The 16,440-nt window shown below is 71.5% G+C and carries 17 protein-coding genes, 2 tRNA genes and 1 riboswitch; of the genes, 15 read left to right on the top strand and 4 right to left on the bottom strand.

What is annotated here, in order from left to right; all coding sequences use genetic code 11:
- Positions 1 to 16: 16 nt before the first annotated feature.
- Together ACZ6B1_RS32395 and ACZ6B1_RS32390 are read right to left on the bottom strand one after the other, a co-directional pair.
- On the bottom strand, positions 17 to 1,180 hold the full coding sequence (locus ACZ6B1_RS32395; RefSeq protein ID WP_468784303.1) for a ferritin-like domain-containing protein: 1,164 nt from the start codon (positions 1,178 to 1,180) through the stop codon (positions 17 to 19).
- 59 nt (positions 1,181 to 1,239) lie between these two features.
- Positions 1,240 to 2,631, bottom strand: coding sequence for an MFS transporter (locus ACZ6B1_RS32390; protein ID WP_468784300.1), 1,392 nt, complete (start codon positions 2,629 to 2,631; stop codon positions 1,240 to 1,242).
- A gap of 424 nt (positions 2,632 to 3,055) precedes the next feature.
- On the opposite strand from ACZ6B1_RS32390, the gene ACZ6B1_RS32385 reads away from it, so the two are divergent.
- The 12 genes from ACZ6B1_RS32385 to ACZ6B1_RS32330 all read left to right on the top strand — a co-directional run bounded on the left by ACZ6B1_RS32385 (position 3,056) and on the right by ACZ6B1_RS32330 (position 11,892).
- Positions 3,056 to 3,763: a DJ-1/PfpI family protein gene (locus ACZ6B1_RS32385; protein ID WP_468784298.1), complete on the top strand. Its 708-nt coding sequence runs from the start codon at positions 3,056 to 3,058 to the stop codon at positions 3,761 to 3,763.
- A 32-nt stretch (positions 3,764 to 3,795) separates the two neighbouring features.
- A complete protein-coding gene (locus ACZ6B1_RS32380; protein WP_390054065.1) occupies positions 3,796 to 4,089 on the top strand; it encodes a putative quinol monooxygenase in 294 nt (97 codons plus the stop codon).
- Positions 4,090 to 4,111: 22 nt separating this feature from the next.
- On the top strand, positions 4,112 to 4,585 hold the full coding sequence (locus ACZ6B1_RS32375; RefSeq protein WP_468784295.1) for a VOC family protein: 474 nt from the start codon (positions 4,112 to 4,114) through the stop codon (positions 4,583 to 4,585).
- A 37-nt stretch (positions 4,586 to 4,622) separates the two neighbouring features.
- Positions 4,623 to 6,131 (top strand): GMC family oxidoreductase, encoded by a 1,509-nt coding sequence (locus ACZ6B1_RS32370; protein WP_468784293.1) that lies wholly within the window; start codon positions 4,623 to 4,625, stop codon positions 6,129 to 6,131.
- Between the two features lie 89 nt (positions 6,132 to 6,220).
- Positions 6,221 to 6,646: an ester cyclase gene (locus tag ACZ6B1_RS32365; protein WP_468784291.1), complete on the top strand. Its 426-nt coding sequence runs from the start codon at positions 6,221 to 6,223 to the stop codon at positions 6,644 to 6,646.
- A 4-nt stretch (positions 6,647 to 6,650) separates the two neighbouring features.
- On the top strand, positions 6,651 to 7,256 hold the full coding sequence (locus ACZ6B1_RS32360) for a DJ-1/PfpI family protein (protein WP_468784289.1): 606 nt from the start codon (positions 6,651 to 6,653) through the stop codon (positions 7,254 to 7,256).
- Positions 7,257 to 7,295: 39 nt separating this feature from the next.
- Positions 7,296 to 7,682, top strand: a complete 387-nt coding sequence (locus tag ACZ6B1_RS32355; RefSeq protein WP_468784287.1) for a nuclear transport factor 2 family protein — start codon at positions 7,296 to 7,298, stop codon at positions 7,680 to 7,682.
- A gap of 5 nt (positions 7,683 to 7,687) precedes the next feature.
- Complete coding sequence (locus ACZ6B1_RS32350; protein ID WP_468784285.1) at positions 7,688 to 8,917, top strand: low temperature requirement protein A; 1,230 nt, start codon at positions 7,688 to 7,690, stop codon at positions 8,915 to 8,917.
- Between the two features lie 185 nt (positions 8,918 to 9,102).
- The gene (locus tag ACZ6B1_RS32345; RefSeq protein ID WP_468784283.1) at positions 9,103 to 10,629 is read left to right on the top strand and encodes an amino acid permease; all 1,527 of its coding nucleotides are present in this window, start codon (positions 9,103 to 9,105) and stop codon (positions 10,627 to 10,629) included.
- Between the two features lie 89 nt (positions 10,630 to 10,718).
- Positions 10,719 to 10,791 (top strand) — tRNA-Lys (locus ACZ6B1_RS32340).
- 108 nt (positions 10,792 to 10,899) lie between these two features.
- A complete protein-coding gene (locus ACZ6B1_RS32335) occupies positions 10,900 to 11,103 on the top strand; it encodes an NUDIX hydrolase (RefSeq protein ID WP_468784281.1) in 204 nt (67 codons plus the stop codon).
- Between the two features lie 9 nt (positions 11,104 to 11,112).
- On the top strand, positions 11,113 to 11,892 hold the full coding sequence (locus ACZ6B1_RS32330) for an SDR family NAD(P)-dependent oxidoreductase (protein WP_468784279.1): 780 nt from the start codon (positions 11,113 to 11,115) through the stop codon (positions 11,890 to 11,892).
- 93 nt (positions 11,893 to 11,985) lie between these two features.
- On the opposite strand, the gene ACZ6B1_RS32325 is transcribed toward ACZ6B1_RS32330, so the two are convergent.
- Positions 11,986 to 12,630: a GTP cyclohydrolase II gene (locus tag ACZ6B1_RS32325; RefSeq protein ID WP_468784277.1), complete on the bottom strand. Its 645-nt coding sequence runs from the start codon at positions 12,628 to 12,630 to the stop codon at positions 11,986 to 11,988.
- A gap of 136 nt (positions 12,631 to 12,766) precedes the next feature.
- On the bottom strand, positions 12,767 to 13,306 hold the full coding sequence (locus ACZ6B1_RS32320; protein WP_468784274.1) for a MarR family winged helix-turn-helix transcriptional regulator: 540 nt from the start codon (positions 13,304 to 13,306) through the stop codon (positions 12,767 to 12,769).
- 69 nt (positions 13,307 to 13,375) lie between these two features.
- On the opposite strand from ACZ6B1_RS32320, the gene ACZ6B1_RS32315 reads away from it, so the two are divergent.
- The 3 genes from ACZ6B1_RS32315 (at position 13,376) to ACZ6B1_RS32305 (ending at position 16,055) form a co-directional block, all read left to right on the top strand.
- Positions 13,376 to 14,509 (top strand): dihydrofolate reductase family protein, encoded by a 1,134-nt coding sequence (locus ACZ6B1_RS32315; protein ID WP_468784272.1) that lies wholly within the window; start codon positions 13,376 to 13,378, stop codon positions 14,507 to 14,509.
- Between the two features lie 66 nt (positions 14,510 to 14,575).
- Positions 14,576 to 14,649, top strand: a tRNA-Met gene (locus ACZ6B1_RS32310).
- A gap of 200 nt (positions 14,650 to 14,849) precedes the next feature.
- Positions 14,850 to 16,055, top strand: coding sequence for a PP2C family protein-serine/threonine phosphatase (locus ACZ6B1_RS32305; RefSeq protein ID WP_468784270.1), 1,206 nt, complete (start codon positions 14,850 to 14,852; stop codon positions 16,053 to 16,055).
- Positions 16,056 to 16,269: 214 nt separating this feature from the next.
- Positions 16,270 to 16,436: riboswitch (cyclic di-AMP (ydaO/yuaA leader) on the top strand.
- The last annotated feature ends 4 nt before the right edge of the window (positions 16,437 to 16,440 follow it).

Genomic DNA, 16,440 nt, shown 5'->3' with positions numbered 1-16,440 from the left:
TCTCCTGCGGGGGCGCTCAGGCCTGGTCGGCGTTGAGGTTGCGGAAGCGGGGGCCGTAGAACACCGGCTTGTCGAGGTCGGTGTAGGTGTGCAGGAAGCCGAACTCGGCCGGGTACAGCCGGGGCAGGTCGTCGATGAGCGCCGGCGGGATCCGGCGCTGCATGAAGGTGAAGGAGGAGAAGACCCGCAGCTTCATCATGTTGTGGACCGCCTCGCCGAAGGTCGGCCACTGCTGGTCGGGGTCGCCGTTCCACATCGCGTCGAGGTGGGCCATCATGTCGCTGTAGTCCTGGTCGAAGGCGAGCAGCGCCTCCGAGATCTCCTTGCCGTCCGGGTCCTCGGCCAGCAGCTTGTCGTAGCCGTCGGCGGGCACCGCGAGCGTGTTGATGACCGACGGCCAGTCGATCCGCGCGCCCTGGAAGTGCACGGCCTCGGTCTCCGGGGTCAGCTCGACCGCCGGCTCCGGCTCGCGGTAGGTGCGGCCGTACCAGAGCTCGGCGAACTTCCCGTAGTGGGACTCCTCGTGCTGGTAGGCGGCGCCGGTCCGGATCGTGCCGCTGGCCGCGCCCTCCCCCTGCTGCAGGATCTCGTCGATGCCCTCGAGCAACTGGTCCACCGGGTCCACGCCGGGCGTCGGCACGATGGTCTTGAAGCCGATGTTGTCGCCGACCTGGTTGGCGACCCCGCCGCCCTGCACCGCCGCGCGCAGTTCGGCGGCATTGGCGACGATGGCGTCCCTGATCTGGGCGTAGAGCTTGCCGATGGTCGGGAAGTCCTCGTGGCCGTACTCCTCCGGGAGCAGGAAGAGCGGGGACTCCAGCCGCATGAAGTTGCGAAGCTGCGGCTTGGAGAGCCTGGCCAGGCCGAAGTGCAGGTCGGGCTCCACACCGCCGGGCAGGCCGTGCGAGGGGTACTTCGGGTCGAGGTCCTTGATCCGGGGCCGGCCGCCGATCGCGGCGAGCATGTTGGCGGCGATGGACATGTGCACCATCTCCTCCATCAGCACGCTGCGGATCGTGTTGTAGCTGGTGAAGTTCTGCACCTCGAGCGAGAGCATCGCCGCGGTGTAGACGGGCAGCGTGGAGTGCTCGAGCTCGATCGCCGTCTGGAGGGCGGAGCGGATCCAGGCGACGTTGCGCCGGACCGGGGCCGAGACGGTCTCGTCCTGGGCGGTGGTCATGGCTCGCTTCCTTTCAACGTGTCAGCAAGGTCGGGGCGGGCGGGGTGCGGTGGGGCGGGTCAGGCGTCCCGCTCGGGCTTCGCCCGGCCGAGCAGACCGACCACGAGAGTCGAGCCGACGCCGAGCGCCACGACTCCGAGGCCGATCCGGTGCATCGAGCCGAGCGTGCCGAGCACGGCGACGCCGAGTGCCGAGCCGGCCTGGCGGGAGGCGTTCAGTGCGCCCTGGGCGGTGGCTGCGAAGCGCTGCGGCGCGGCCGTGGCCATGTCGGCGGTCGAGGCCGGGATCGCGGTGGTGGCGCACAGCGCGAGGGCGAGCTGGGCGGCGACGAGGAGCGCGAGGGGGGTCTCGGTGCCGGAGAAGGAGAGGACCAGCCCGGAGACGGCACCGGCGGTGAGGCCGAACAGGATGAGCGGCCGGGTGCCGATCTTCGCGACCAGGCGACCGGTGAAGAACGGCAGGACGGCGAGGGGCAGCGTCATGGGCAGGAACGCGAGCCCGGTCCGCAGCGCCGACATGTCCCGGTCCTCGACCATCCACTGGGTCATGGCGAACAGCAGCCCGTAGAAGGCGAAGGAGGCGGCGGAGCCCGCCACCAGGTCGGCCCGCACCCGGGAGAGCGAGAGCAGCGCCGGGGGCAGGGCCGGGTCCTCGGCGCGGCGTTCCACGACGGCGAGCAGGACGAAGGCCAGCAGCGCGACCACGAGGGCGGTCACCGGCACGGCACGCCCCCAGCCGTCGGTGCCGCCGTCGACGAGTCCGAAGGTGAGCGCGCCCAGGCCGGCGATGGACAGCAGCAGGCCGGGGTAGTCGATCGGGCGGTGCGCGGTGGGCCGGTCGGCCGACAGCGACCTCGCCAGCACCACGGTGACCAGCGCGATCGGCGGGTTGACGAGAAAGACGAGCTGCCAGCCGCCGAGGGCGACCAGGGCCCCGCCGAGCACGGGCCCCGAGACCAGACCGAGCGCACTGATCGCCGCCCAGGCGCCGACGGCGCGGGAACGCTTGGCCGGGTCCGGGTAGAGCCCGGCGAGCAGGGCGAGCGAAGCCGGCACCAGGCCCGCCGCGGCGACACCCAGCAGGGCCCGCCCGGCGATGAGCAGCCCTGCGGAGTCCGCCGCCGCGCACAGCGCCGAGACGACGCCGAACGAGATCAGGGCCGTTCGGTAGATCCGGCGCGGTCCGAAGCGGTCCGCGATCGAGCCCGCGGCCAGCATCAGGCCGGCGAACACCACGGTGTAGGCGTCCACCGTCCACGGCAGCGCACTGGCCGAGGCGTGCAGATCGTCCCGCAGGTCCGGCACCGCCACGTTGAGGATGGAGGCGTCGAGCAGGACCAGGAAGTTGCCCACGACGATGCCGAAGAAGCGACCCGCCGTCCCCGCGCTCCGCCGTCCCGGCGGGCTCCCGCCGGCAGGCCGGATCAGCAGCTCAGAGCTCTCAGATGTCATGCCGTCAGGCTTCTGGACACCCGCGCGTGCGGCCAGAAACCCACCACGACTTCGTGAACTCGGCCGGATGCGGGCGTGATTGAACCGATGGTCCTACTGCCGGCCCGCCGGGCCGTGTGCCCCGGCCACCGGGGCCGGGAGCCCCGCGCCGACCGACCGGTCCGGGCGGACCGCGCCGCCCCCTCCGGGGCGTCCGGGTGCGGCGTCGCGCTATGCGGCGGCGAGTTCAGAAAGTATCGGCGAGTTGCGTAAAAGCGCCTTCCGTCGGCCCCGGCCGGGAGTTCAGAAAGTATCCGTGGAAGGCTCCGGGTGCATTCCACGGCACGCTAGCTTCGCCACCAGAGACCGGTAATTCCGCGCAAGCCGCCGAGTGTTCGGCGAATGCCGCGGCCCGGTAATCCCGGAGTGGACTGGAGAGCAATCCATGGCTGAGATCAAGAGCATCGCGGTGCTCGCGTACGACCGGTGCAGCGAGTCGGACACCATCATCCCCTGGGAGATCATGATCGGTGTCGCGGTCTATCTGAAGGAGACGGCCGGCGAGGACATCGAGGTCAAGCTGGTGGCCCTGGAGGAGGGCCCGGTCACCATGCAGATGGGTGCCCGGGTCGAGCCGCACGCGGTGCTCCAGGACGACGACCTGTACGACGTGCTGTACGTCCCCGGCGGCCGCGGCTCCGGCGCCGCCACCAAGAACGAGCGGATCCTCGACACCATCCGCCACCACCACGTCAACGGCAGGTTCATCGGCGCCAACTGCGTCGGCGTCGGCATCCTGCAGCGCGCCGGCATCCTCGGCAAGACCCCGGTGACCTGCAGCCCGCCCATCTCCCGGCGGCTGAAGGAGGAGGGCGCCAACGTGGTGGAGCCCCGCCGTATGTGGCTCGGCGCGCCCGAGGACCGCATCTGGACCACCGCCGGTGCCGCCTCCATCAACGCCGGCACCCTCGCGATGGTCAACCACCTGTTCGGCGAGGAGGTCGGCCACGAGATGTCGATGTGGTTCGACACCCGCGCCGCCGAGGGCTACTCCCTCTTCGGCGACCTGGGCACCGAGTTGTTCGCGTACCCCGGGGCCGAGGCCAAGATCCAGGACGAGACGGCGGACATCCTGCTGCCGCCCCTGCACTGAGACGCCGCCCGCCGAGCGGAACTGGAGGACCAGTGATCACGTGCACCACCGTCCTGGACGTCGCCGAAGGCAGCGAGGAGCCCTTCGAGAAGGTGCTGAAGCTCCTGGTGCGGCAGGTCCGGGCGAACGAGCCGGGCACCCCGGTGTTCGAGTTCGTACGGCACCGGACCACCCCCCGCAGGTACCTGGTCGTCGAACAGTACGTGGACGAGGCGGCGCTCGCCGAACACAGCGCCAAGGAATACCTCAAGGAAATCGTCCCGGAAATGCTGACGTACCTCGCGCAGCCGCCGCAGCTCGACGCGTACGACCCGGTCGACGAGTGAACGGGAATTACAGGGAGCGGACATGAGCGAGCAGCCCTACTTCCACATCGGCGTGGTCGTGCCCGATCTGGAGAAGGCGATCGAGTACTACGAGCGGACGCACGGTCTTGAATTCACCAAGCCCGCGCACGTGACGAATCCGCGACTCGAGGATCCGCACCCGCATGAGCAGGTCGTGCACGTGGCCTTCTCGAAACAGGGGCCGCCGTACTACGAGCTGATCGAGGCCGACGGGGACGAGGGGATCTTCTCCACCGCCAACGAGGGCCGGATCCTCTACCTCGGCCTCTGGGAGCCGGACATGGAGGGCCGGCTCAGAGCGCTCGAAGCCGAGGGCATCGGCGTCGCGGCGGCGTCCCGGAGCGCGGAGGGCGCCACCCCGGGCTGGATCATCACGGAGCCCGACGCCCTGGGAGTCCGGTACGAGTACGTCGATCTCGCGGAGAAGCAGGCCATCGAGACCTGGATCGAGACCGATGAGTTCCCGGGTCTGTGACCCCGGACCCCGGTAGCGGTCCCAAGAGGGAGAACCCATGAAGTATGACCACATAGTCGTCGGCGCGGGCTCCTCGGGTGCCGTGCTCGCGAGCCGACTCACCGAGAACGCCGGCGTCAGTGTCCTGCTCCTGGAGGCCGGACCCGACTGGGCGGACGTCTCAGAGATCCCCGGTGACATCACCAACGCGCGGACCGTCTCCGTGGAGGACCACGACTGGGGCTACAGCGCCGAGGCGGTGCCGGGCCGGTCCCTCACCTACGCCCGGGGCAAGGTGGCGGGCGGCTGCTCCGCGGTCAACGGCGCCATCGCGCTGCGCGGCATCCCGGCGGACTACGACGAGTGGGCCGACCTGGGCAACGACGAGTGGTCGTGGCGCTCGATGCTGCCGTACTTCACCAAGATCGAGGACGACCAGGACTTCGACGGCCCGTTCCACGGCAAGAATGGCCCCACCCCGATCGTCCGGCACACCCGCGACCAGTTCGTGCCGTTCCAGGCCGCCTATCTGGAGGCCTGCATCGACCAGGGCTTCGGCTATGTCGCCGACCACAACGACCCGGAGTCCACCGGCGTCGGCCCGATCCCCATGAACCGCCGCGGCGACCTGCGTGTCTCCACCGCGATCGCCTACCTCACCGAGGCCCGTGAGCGGAAGAACCTCACCATCCGCTCCGGCGCCACCGTGCACCGGGTGCTGTTCGAGGGCACCCGGGCGGTCGGTGTCGAGGTGGAGACCGGCGGGCGCCTGGAGAAGGTGTACGCCGACCACGTCACCCTCTCCGCCGGCGCCCTCAACTCCCCCGCGATCCTGCTGCGTTCCGGCGTCGGCCCCGAGCGGCGGCTGCGCGCCCTCGGCATCGAGGTGGTCCTCGACCAGCCGAACGTCGGCGAGAACCTGATCGAGCACCAGCAGATCACCGTCGGCCTGCTGCCCCGCGAGGGCGTCACCGACCCCGACGACCCGGACGTGCAGGTCCTGGTCCGCTACACCAACCCGGGCTCGCAGCACTTCAACGACATGCAGATGTACTTCGTCAGCCGCTACGTCCCGGTCACCCACCGGCCGATCAGCGTGATGAGCGTGCTGCAGAAGCCGGAGTGCCGCGGCCGGGTCTCGCTCAGCAGCGCCGACCCCACCGTCCAGCCGGACATCTTCCTCAACTCCTACGGCACCGACGCCGACCGCGCCATCGCCCTGGACGGCGTCCGCCTGGCCTGGGAGATCGCCAACTCCAAGCAGATCAGGGACCTCTCCAGCGGTCTGTCGGACAAGCTCACACAGGCCCAGGTCGACGACGACACCCAACTGCTGCGGTACATCCGGGAGAACTCCGCCACCCTGTGGCACCCGGTCGGCACCACGAAGATGGGCCCGAGCGGCGACGAGAGCGCGGTCGTGGACCAGCGGCTGCGGGTGCACGGCATCGAGAACCTCAGCGTGGTGGACGCCTCCGTGATGCCCACGCACGTCAGCGCCAACCCCAACCTGACCTGCTACGTCATCGGCGAGCGCGCCGCCGAGTGGTTCCTCGCGGACGCCTGAGCCGCCGGACGGATCCCGGACCGCCGCGTGACCTTACGGCGGCGGCGGTCCGGGCCTGTGAACCCCGCCACACTTGAGGAGTTGAACCCATGGCCGAAGTTTCCGACGAGGGCTCCAAGCTCGTCCGCACGTACTACGAGCAGTTCCTGACCGCTCCCGGCGACCTCCGGATCGCCGACGGGATCCTCGCCACCGACGTGGTCTTCGACAACCCGATCTCCCCGGACGGCATCCACGGCCTGCCGGCGTACAAGGAGTTCGCGCTGCGCTGGTACGGCGGCTTCCCGGACCGCGTCTTCACCATCGACGAACTGCTGGAGCAGGGGGACAAGGTCGCCGCGTCCTTCACCATCACCGGTACCCACCTGGGTGTCTTCATGGGCGCGGCCCCCACCGGCGAGCCGATCACGGTCCGCGGCGCGAACATCTTCCGGATCGAGGACGGGCGCATCAAGGAGGTCCACGCCTTCTTCGACCCGCGCCAGCTCCTCGGCCCGCTCGGCCTGGGCGGGTGAGCGGGTGGCGGCGGACAGGGGCCGGATCGCGGTCCTGATCGAGGAGCACTTCGACCCGTCGGAGTTCCGTGACTTCAACGCGTACTTCCCCGAGCGGGGGTACGCCGTCGACTACGTCTCCCACCTGTGGGGGCAGCCGTCGCTGACGTTCGGCAGCAACCCCGACGACGGCTACGTCGAGGAGCACGTCACCGTCACCCGCGAGGTGTCCGCGCTGGACCCGGCCGACTACGTGGGCGTGGTCCTGATCGGCGCGTACGCCATGGACCGGCTGCGCTACCAGGTCGAGGTGCCGGGCCCGGGCAGCCGCAACAAGGCGCCGGCCGTGGAGTTCCTGCGGGCCGCGATGGCCGCGCCGGGCTTCAAGGTCGGCACCATCTGCCACTCGCTGTGGCTGCTGTGCGCCGACCGCACCCTGCTGGAGGGGCGCAGGGTGACCTGCGCGCACAACATCGTCTGCGACGTGGAGAACGCCGGCGCCGAGATCGTCTACGAGGGCGACGGCACCGCCGACCTGGTGGTCGACGGCGACCTGATCACCGCCAAGCACCCGCAGGTGACCGGGGACTTCATGGCCGCCTTCGTCCGCGAGGTGGAAGCGCAGGCCTGACCCCGCCCGCACCGCCCCACACCTACGTACGGAGAAGTCATGCCAGACCAGCAGCAGATCCGCGCCGCCGTCGAGGGGTACGCGGAGAGTTTCGCCAAGCGGGACCGGGAGCGGTTCACCGCCCTGCTCGCCGCGGACGTGGTCCAGTACGAGCCGGTCGGCGCGCCCGCCAACCGGGGCCGGGCCGCGGTGACCGCTTTCTTCGACGGCGTCTTCGAGGTCATCGACCGGGTCGAGTTCCGCGTCACCGACGTGGTGATCAGCGGCGACGAGGCCGCGTTCACCTTCCACATCACCGCCCACAAGAAGGACGGCGGAGTGGTGGAGGACCGCGGCATCGACACGTTCCGGGTCGGCGACGACGGCCTGATCACCGAGATCAAGGGCTACCACGACGACGCCCACACCCAGGTCGCCGGGGGCTGACCGGCATGCGGGGGGTGGGCGCGCCGGAGGCGGGCGTCGCGCGCGGCACCTACACCGGCAAGGTGCGACTGCACCGGGGGCGAGTGCGGCTCAGGGTGCCCGAGGAGGGGCACCACCGGGCCGCCTCACCCCTGGAGCTCTTCTTCGACCTGGTCTTCGTGGTGGCCGTGGCCGAACTCACCGAGGTCCTGCTGCATGCCCCGACCTGGGCGGGCGTGCTGCGGTTCGGGGCGCTGTTCGTCCCGATCTGGTGGGCCTGGGTCGGCTACTCCTTCTACGCCGACCGCTTCGACAACGACGACCGGATCTACCGGCTCATCATGATCATCGCGATGATGGCGGTCCTGTCGGTGTCGGTGGCCGTGCCAGGGGCGTTCACGGGCACCGCCGGGGCGAAACGCTTCGCCCTCGGCTACTTCCTCGTACGGCTGATCCTGCTGGGCCTCTATCTGCGGGCCCACTACCACGTGCCCCGGGCCCGGACCCTGACCAGGCGCTTCCTCCAGGGGTACGGGCTCGGCGCGGGGATCTGGGGAGCGTCGGCGCTGCTGCCCACGCCCCACTGCTACGTGCTGTGGGGCGCCGGCCTGCTGGCCGAGCTGCTGACACCGATCCTGTCCGCCTCGGCGGTGGCGCGGGTGCCGTTCAACGCCTCGCACATCCCGGAGCGTTTCGGCCTGTTCACCATCATCGTGCTGGGGGAGGTCGTCGCCCTCAACGCCATCGGCATCGCCGCCAGCGGGCTGCGGGCCGAGACCATGGCCGTGGTGGCGGGCTCCTTCCTGATCGCCGCCTGCCAGTGGTGGCTGGTCTTCGACCACGTCGACCCGTCACCGCTGCGCCAGTGGCGGCTGACCGGCCAGGCCTACGTCTACGGCCATCTGTTCGTGCACGGCGGCATCACGGTGACCGGCGTCGGCGGGCTGCTCGCCGCGCAGGCCGCCAACGCCCGCGGCCACGGGCACCCGGCCCTGGACGGCGGTCCGGTGCTGTGCTTCGGCATGGCCGTGTTCCTGCTCGGCGTCGGCGGCATCCACCTGCTCAACGTGGGCCTCGGCGGCGACCTGCGCGCCTGGTCCCGGCTGGGCCTCGCCGCGGCGTTCACCCTCTTCGGCCTGGCCGGCGGCGACCTGCCGGCCCTGCTGCTGGAGGCCCTCCTGGTCTGCGGCCTCTCCTGCCAGATCCTCATAGAGACCAAGGCCCCCGCAGTACCCCACACCCTCCACACCCCCTGACCCCTCCAACCCGGCAAGGGCGGCCCCGGACACCCCGGGCCGCCCTTCCGCCGTCCCCCCACCGACGACGCCGGCGGTCTCCGGGCGGGCCCGGGCCCGCCCGCGGTGGGGAAGCGGGGGGTGTGCGCGGAGGGCGGAGCCCGTGTGACGCATGTCACGGCAGATGGAAGGGAATCGCTGGGGGCATGACAGAAGACGCGATAGCGACGAGTGGCACGGACGGGCCGTCGGACGAGGAACGGCTTGCCCAGCTCGGCTACACCCAGGTCCTCGCCCGACGTATGTCGGCGTTCTCGAACTACGCCGTGTCCTTCACGATCATCTCGGTCCTGTCCGGCTGCCTGACCCTGTACCTGTTCGGCATGGTCACCGGCGGTCCCGCGGTGATCACCTGGGGCTGGGTGGCGGTCGGTCTGATGACCCTGTCCGTGGGTCTGTCGATGGCCGAGATCTGTTCGGCGTACCCGACGTCGGCGGGCCTGTACTTCTGGGCCCACCGCCTTGCGCCGCCCCGCTCGGCGGCGGCCTGGGCGTGGTTCACCGGCTGGTTCAACGTGCTGGGCCAGGTGGCGGTGACGGCCGGTATCGACTTCGGGGCGGCGTCGTTCCTCGGCGCCTGGCTGAACCTCCAGTTCGGCTTCGGGGTGACTCCGGGCCGCACCGTCCTGCTCTTCGCGGCGATCCTTCTCCTGCACGGCCTGCTGAACACCTTCGGCGTCCGGATCGTCGCCTTCCTGAACAGCGTCAGCGTGTGGTGGCACGTCCTGGGCGTGGCGGTGATCGTCGGCGCGCTGGCCCTCGTCCCGGACCACCACCAGTCGGCGTCCTTCGTGTTCACGGAGTTCGTCAACGAGACGGGCTGGGGCAGTGGCTTCTACGTCGTCCTGCTCGGCCTGCTCATGGCCCAGTACACCTTCACGGGCTACGACGCCTCCGCCCACATGACGGAGGAGACCCACGACGCCTCGACGGCGGGCCCGAAGGGCATCGTCCGCTCCATCTGGACCTCCTGGATCGCCGGCTTCGTCCTGCTCCTCGGCTTCACCTTCGCCATCCAGTCGTACGACAGGGAGCTGGCGTCCCCGACCGGCGCACCGCCCGCCCAGATCCTCCTGGACGCCCTGGGCGCCACGGCCGGCAAGCTCCTGCTCCTGGTCGTGATCGGGGCCCAGCTCTTCTGCGGTATGGCCTCGGTGACCGCCAACAGCCGCATGATCTACGCCTTTTCCCGCGACGGAGCACTGCCCTTCTCGCGGGTCTGGCACACGGTCAGCCCCCGCACGCGCACCCCCGTGGCGGCGGTCTGGCTGGCCGCGCTCGGCGCCCTGGCCCTCGGTCTGCCCTACCTCATCAACTCCACGGCCTACGCGGCGGTGACCTCGATCGCGGTGATCGGCCTCTACATCGCCTACGTCGTCCCGACCTTCCTCCGCGTCCGCAAGGGCGACGCCTTCGAGCGGGGCCCGTGGCACCTGGGCCGCTGGTCGGTCCCGATCGGCCTGGTCTCCGTCACCTGGGTGGCCGTCATCACGGTCCTGTTCATGCTTCCCCAGGTCTCCCCGGTCACCTGGAAGACCTTCAACTACGCCCCGGTCGCCGTCCTCGTCGTCCTGGGCTTCGCCGCGACCTGGTGGCTGGCCTCGGCCCGCCACTGGTTCCTGCGGCCGGCCCGCACCCACACCCCCGAGCCGGCCGAACCGGTCGAGAACTAGTCACGTCCCCCATCCGACGCGGCCGGGTCGGCAATACCCGATCGGAGACCCGGCCGCGTCCGGCTATGCTCGGACAGGCAACATCGCCAGGGCCCTTAGCTCAATTGGCAGAGCAGTGGACTTTTAATCCATTGGTTGTGGGTTCGAGTCCCACAGGGCCTACGCAGTGACGCCCCCGGCTCAACGACACACCGAGCCGGGGGCGAGCCGTTTCCCGGGGCTCTCCGCGACCACGGGCCGGTGCCCGACGGCCCGCCGGAGGGACATGCCGTGACCCGCCCGCAGACCGACGGAGGAGAGCCCGCGAACCGGGAACCGGCCAAGCACGCCCGGGTCCGCTGGACCGGCATCGACGAGCTTCCGGAGAACAGCGTGCCCGGCATCCGCCGCGCGCTCTCCGGATACCTCGGCGGCGCCACCCAGGTGTCGCTCGACGGATGGGGCGGTCCTGGGGACTCTCGCCGCGGGTCCTAGGGTGCGGGGATGAGTTCGCGGGCGTATCTGTCGGAGCTGTTCTCGCTGGACGGTCTGGCCGCCGTGGTGACCGGAGGCAGTTCCGGCATCGGGCGGGCCGTCGCCGGTGCCCTGGCGCGGGCCGGGGCGAGCGTGGTGGTGGTGGCGCGCCGGGAGGCTGAACTCGCCGCCACGGTCGAGGAGCTGGCGGCCCACGGCTGCCGGGCGGCCCGGGTGAGCGCCGACCTGAGCACCCGCGACGGGGTGCGCGCGGCAGCCGAGGAGGTGGCCGGGGTGTTCGGGGAGCCCGACATCCTCGTCAACTGCGCCGGGATCAATCTGCGGCCCCCGATGAGCGAGCTGGGCGAGGACGTCTGGGACGCCACCATGGCGGTGAACCTGGAGGCGCCCTATCTGCTGGGACAGCGGTTCGGACCCGGCATGGCCGAACGCGGCTTCGGGCGGATCATCCATGTCACCTCCCAGCAGGCGCACCGGGCCTTCGTGCAGAGCGGCGCCTACGGCGTCTCCAAGGGCGCGCTGGAGTCGCTGGCCCGGTCACAGGCCGAGGCGTGGTCGCCGTACGGCGTCACCTGCAACACGCTGGTGCCGGGGTTCGTCATGACGCCGCTCAACGCCCGTCTGTCGTCCGACCCGGAGCGGGTGGCGGCGCTCGCCGCCCGCACGATGGTGGGGCGCAACGGCCTGGCCGAGGACTTCGCGGGCGCCGCGGTGTTCCTGGCGAGCCGCGCGGCCGCCTATGTCACCGGCCAGTCGGTCTTCGTCGACGGCGGCCTGTCCGTGCACTAGTCCGGCAACCACCCGGCCCCGCTCGGCCCCACCCGGCCCCACCCGGCCCCGCTCGGCCCCGCTCGGCCCCACCCGGCGCCGTGCGGGCCCCGCTCAGCCCGCGCTCAGTTCCGGCAGGACGTCCAACTCGACCAGCGGCAGCGTGTGCTGGGTCTGCAGGACCTTCGCGCGCAGGTAGCGGACGTTGTGGGCCGTGGTGAAGACACCGGTCGGCACCCGGTCCCGGACGAGGACGCCGAGCGAGCGCAACTGCTCGGCCTTGTCCGGGTTGTTGGAGAGCAGGTCCAGCTCCCCGATGCCGAGCGCTCGCAGCATCTGCGCGGCGGCCGTGTAGTCGCGGGCGTCCTCCGGGAGGCCGAGCGCGGCGTTGGCCTCGTAGGTGTCGAGGCCCTGGTCCTGGAGGGCGTAGGCGTCGAGCTTGTTGTACAGGCCGATGCCGCGCCCCTCCTGGCGGAGGTAGAGCAGCACGCCCCCGCGCTCGGCGATGCGTTCGACCGCCTCGCGGAGCTGGGGCCCGCAGTCGCAGCGGGCCGAGCCGAAGACGTCCCCGGTCAGGCATTCGGAGTGCAGCCGCACGAGCGGAACCGCCCCGGGCTCGCCGAGGACCACGGCGACGTGCTCCCGGCCGTCGTCCAGACCGTGGAAGGTGACGAGTTCGGCGTCGACGCGGTAGCCGTCGTGGAAGTGCAGCGGCACCCGGACTCGGGCGCGCGGGGTGGCGGCGGGGGTGTCGGTCATGCGGGCCTCCGGGTTCCGTCCCTTGGCACCTGCTTCAGATTTGAAGCAGCAGCTCGGTCCGGGACCCTACCGCATGCTTAAAAGTTAAAGCAACGCGTTTGCGAGGCACCACCCGGCGCCCGCGCCCGGCCCGCGCTCAGGACCGGGGTGGCTCGGGCGGCTGCCCCGAACAGGGCGACGACCGCCGCCGCCACGGCACGTCCTCCGCCGCGGCCCCCGCCTCCTCCCCCTCCAGCACCCGGGCCACCCCGGCGCAGATCTCCTCCAGCTGCCCCACCTGCTCGGGCGTGAGCCGGTCGAACAGGGTCGTGCGGACCGTCTCGACATGTCCGGGTGCCGTACGCTCCAGCACGGCCATCCCCTCCTGCGTCAGCACCGCGAGACTGCTGCGCCGGTCCCAGCGGCAGTCCTCCCGGCGCACCAGCCCGTCCCGTTCCAGCCTGGTCACCGCGTAGGTCAGCCTGCTGCGGGTGATCTTCAGCGTCTCGGCGAGGTCGGTCATGCGCAGTCGCCGGTCCGGTGCCTCGGAGAGGTTGGCCAGCACGGAGTAGAACAGGTGGGGCATGCCGGCCTCCTGCTGGAGATGCCGGTCGATGGCGTCCTCCAGCAGCCGGGAGGCGGCGATGTAGGCGCGCCAGGCGCGCTGCTCCTCGGGAGTGAGCCAGCGGGTCGTCATGCCGCCAGTGTAAGTTTGTTTCAAACTTGAACCAAGACTCCGCCGGAGTCTTCGCGAGGGAGCGCGCCGATGCCGTACCCGTACGTCCTGCTGTCCGCCGCCGTCTCCCTCGACGGCTACCTCGACGACACCGGCCCCGACCGGCTGCTGCTCTCCAGTCCGGCCGACTTCGACCGCGTCGACGAGGTGCGGGCCTCGGTGGACGCCATCCTGATCGGCGCCGGCACCATCCGCGCCGACAACCCCCGGCTCCTCGTCAACTCGCCCGGCCGCCGCGCCGCCCGGGTGGCCGAGGGCCGGCCCGCGTACCCCCTGAAGATCGCCGTCACCGCCTCCGGCGACCTCGACCCGGCCGCGAACTTCTGGCACACCGGCGGCGAGAAGCTCGTGTACACCACCGACCGGGGCGCCGAACGGGCCGCCCGCGCCCTCGGCGGGACCGCCGACGTGGTCCCCCTCGGCCCCGAGCTCGACTGGCGCGCCCTGCTGGAGCACCTGCACGACGTGCGCGGGGTGCGGCGCCTGATGGTCGAGGGCGGCGGAACCATCCACACCCAGCTCCTCCAGCAGGGCCTCGCCGACGAGCTCCAGCTCGTCCTCGCTCCGCTGTTCGTCGGCGACCCGGCCGCTCCGCGCCTGTTCGGCCCGGGGGAGTACCAGGGCGGCCGGCTCCGGCTCACCGAGTACCGCCGGATCGAGGACGTCGTCCTCATGCGCTACGAACCCACCGCCCCCGGCACCGGCTCGGCGCCGGCCGCCGCCGACCGGCGCTGGCTGGCCACCGCCTGTGAGCTGGCCGCCCTGTGCCCGCCCTCCCGCACGGCGTTCAGCGTCGGCGCGGTGGTGGTGGCCGCCGACGGCAGCGAGCTGGCCCGGGGCCACTCGCGCGAGGGCGGCGACCCCGTGGTGCACGCCGAGGAGGCGGCCCTGGCGAAGCTCGACCCGGCCGACCCCCGGCTGCCCGGCGCCACCGTCTACAGCAGCCTGGAGCCCTGCTCCCGCCGCGCCTCCCGCCCCGCACCCTGTGCCGAGCTGATCCTGCGCGCGGGCGTGCGCCGGGTCGTCACGGCCTGGCGGGAGCCGGACACCTTCGTACCCGGGGCCGACGGCACCGGGGTGCTGGCGGCCGCCGGCGTGGACGTCGTCCTGCTCCCCGAGTACGAGGGCCCGGCCAAGGCGCCGAACGCCCACCTGCTGCCCTGACCGGCGCCGCGCGGAAACGTGTGTGCGGAGCACCCCCGCGCATGGCGTATGCTTGAGACACAACGACGCGGGGTGGAGCAGCTCGGTAGCTCGCTGGGCTCATAACCCAGAGGTCGCAGGTTCAAATCCTGTCCCCGCTACTGAAGACTCAGGGCCGGAATCCAGTTCATGGATTCCGGCCCTGAGTGTTTCCCACTGGACTCCCGCCGGACCCGGGGAAGGCCGCCTCGCGAGTCGAGTGGCGTACGTCACAGCAGGTCATCCGCTCGGGCCACAGCAGTCGCCCGCCTCCCGCGCCCCCGCCACGCTGGTCGTACGTCGAGGACACGGGAGACCAGCAGTGCGCCCTGGTGAGGTGGAGGAGAGCCCGTACGCCAGGGCGGGCGGCCGGCTCCCCGGCGGACCCGTCCCGGATCCGGGCCTCGGTACCGGCCCCGCGCCCGTGCCTCCGGAGCGGTGCCGCCGCCCCGTCGCACACGCCCTGCCCAGCCTCCTCGCCCTCCTGCTCATCGCCGGCGGGCTCCTGTACGACCTGCTCACCCCGCGCGACTTCACCGCCGTGCCCTTCTTCACGGCCGCACCGCTGGTCGCCGCGCCCCTGACCTCGCTGCGCACCACGCTCCTCACCGGGCTGGCCGCCCTGGCCGCCACCTATGTGGTGCACGCCCACTTCGGACCGGGGCTGGACGTCAACACCGTCACCCAGGTCGTCACCGTGGCCACGGTCGCCCTGCTGGCCGTCGCCATCAACCGCGTCGTACGCCTCGGCGACCGGCGGCTCGCCTCCGTCCGGGAGATCGCCGAGGCCGCCCAGCGGGCCGTGCTGCCCGAGCCCGCCCCGCGCATCGCCGGCCTCGACATCGCGGCCCGGTACGAGGCGGCGCAGGAGGGCGCGTTCATCGGCGGTGACCTGTACGCGGTGCAGGACGGCCCGCACGGCGTACGGCTGGTCGTCGGGGACGTGCGCGGCAAGGGCATGGGCGCGGTCGCCGCCGTCGCCGTGGTGATCGGGGCGTTCCGGGAGGCCGCCGAGCAGGAGGCCACGCTGGAGGCGGTGGCCGGGCGGCTGGAGCGCGCGCTGGCCCGCGAGGGCACCCGGCGCGACGGGGTCGACGCGCTGGAGGGCTTCACCACCGTCGTGCTCGCCGAACTGCCGCACGGCGAGGGGGTGGTGCGGATCGTCAACCGCGGTCATCCGCCGCCCCTGCTGCTGCACGCCGACGGCACCCTGCGTGCCCTGACCGCGGACGAGCCCGCGTTGCCGCTCGGCATGGCCGAGCTCGGCCGGTGGCCCGACCGCGCGGCCGAGACCCGTTTCCCGGACGGCGCCACCCTGCTGCTCCACACCGACGGCCTCACCGAGGCCCGTGACACCCACGGCCGGTTCTACGACCCGGCGCGCCGGCTCGCCGGGCGCCGCTTCCCCGATCCGCGCACCCTGCTCACCCGGCTCGCCGCCGACGTCAGGCGGCACTCCGGGGGCGGCATGGCGGACGACATGGCGCTGCTGGCCGTGCGCCGACCCGGCCGATGTGACCAACAGTGATCGGATGGCAGCCCTCCGCTTGCCCGCTGAGTCACCATCAAAAACCCGCTGACTCCTGAAAGCAGGTCAACTCGCCCGTTTTTCACGGTCGTGCGGCGTACGTCCACCCTGGGGAACATTAATGATCAAGCCGAACGGCTTGGAATCTCACAGGTGGGTCTATTAACGTTCGATAACGCAGCGCGGTCGTCCCAGCCGTCACAAGAGGCGGCTCCGTGCGCACGCGCCGAATCCCGCAAGGGAACCGGGGAACCACCACCTTGGGGTGAATCACGCGGATGCCACCGTGAACCGATCCGGTTCCCGGCACGTATACGCGCGTAGGAGACCTTCCTGCTCCGAACCCGTCAGCTAACCCGGTAGGCGGAGGAAGGAAAGGAGTACG

The organism is Streptomyces sp. NPDC041129, assembly GCF_055592265.1.
Note: the sequence above shows the minus strand (reverse complement) of the source record. Positions and strands in the feature narration are given on the sequence as shown.

Excerpts from the sequence above, each read along its gene's own strand:
- ACZ6B1_RS32325 (WP_468784277.1), bottom strand. The coding sequence starts at position 12,630 with ATGACCGACACCCCCGCCGCCACCCCGCGCGCCCGAGTCCGGGTGCCG.
- ACZ6B1_RS32365 (WP_468784291.1), top strand. The coding sequence starts at position 6,221 with ATGGCCGAAGTTTCCGACGAGGGCTCCAAGCTCGTCCGCACGTACTAC.
- ACZ6B1_RS32330 (WP_468784279.1), top strand. The coding sequence starts at position 11,113 with ATGAGTTCGCGGGCGTATCTGTCGGAGCTGTTCTCGCTGGACGGTCTG.
- ACZ6B1_RS32370 (WP_468784293.1), top strand. The coding sequence starts at position 4,623 with ATGAAGTATGACCACATAGTCGTCGGCGCGGGCTCCTCGGGTGCCGTG.
- ACZ6B1_RS32395 (WP_468784303.1), bottom strand. The coding sequence starts at position 1,180 with ATGACCACCGCCCAGGACGAGACCGTCTCGGCCCCGGTCCGGCGCAAC.
- ACZ6B1_RS32390 (WP_468784300.1), bottom strand. The coding sequence starts at position 2,631 with ATGACATCTGAGAGCTCTGAGCTGCTGATCCGGCCTGCCGGCGGGAGC.
- ACZ6B1_RS32375 (WP_468784295.1), top strand. The coding sequence starts at position 4,112 with ATGAGCGAGCAGCCCTACTTCCACATCGGCGTGGTCGTGCCCGATCTG.
- ACZ6B1_RS32350 (WP_468784285.1), top strand. The coding sequence starts at position 7,688 with ATGCGGGGGGTGGGCGCGCCGGAGGCGGGCGTCGCGCGCGGCACCTAC.
- ACZ6B1_RS32385 (WP_468784298.1), top strand. The coding sequence starts at position 3,056 with ATGGCTGAGATCAAGAGCATCGCGGTGCTCGCGTACGACCGGTGCAGC.
- ACZ6B1_RS32320 (WP_468784274.1), bottom strand. The coding sequence starts at position 13,306 with ATGACGACCCGCTGGCTCACTCCCGAGGAGCAGCGCGCCTGGCGCGCC.
- ACZ6B1_RS32315 (WP_468784272.1), top strand. The coding sequence starts at position 13,376 with ATGCCGTACCCGTACGTCCTGCTGTCCGCCGCCGTCTCCCTCGACGGC.
- ACZ6B1_RS32345 (WP_468784283.1), top strand. The coding sequence starts at position 9,103 with ATGACAGAAGACGCGATAGCGACGAGTGGCACGGACGGGCCGTCGGAC.
- ACZ6B1_RS32355 (WP_468784287.1), top strand. The coding sequence starts at position 7,296 with ATGCCAGACCAGCAGCAGATCCGCGCCGCCGTCGAGGGGTACGCGGAG.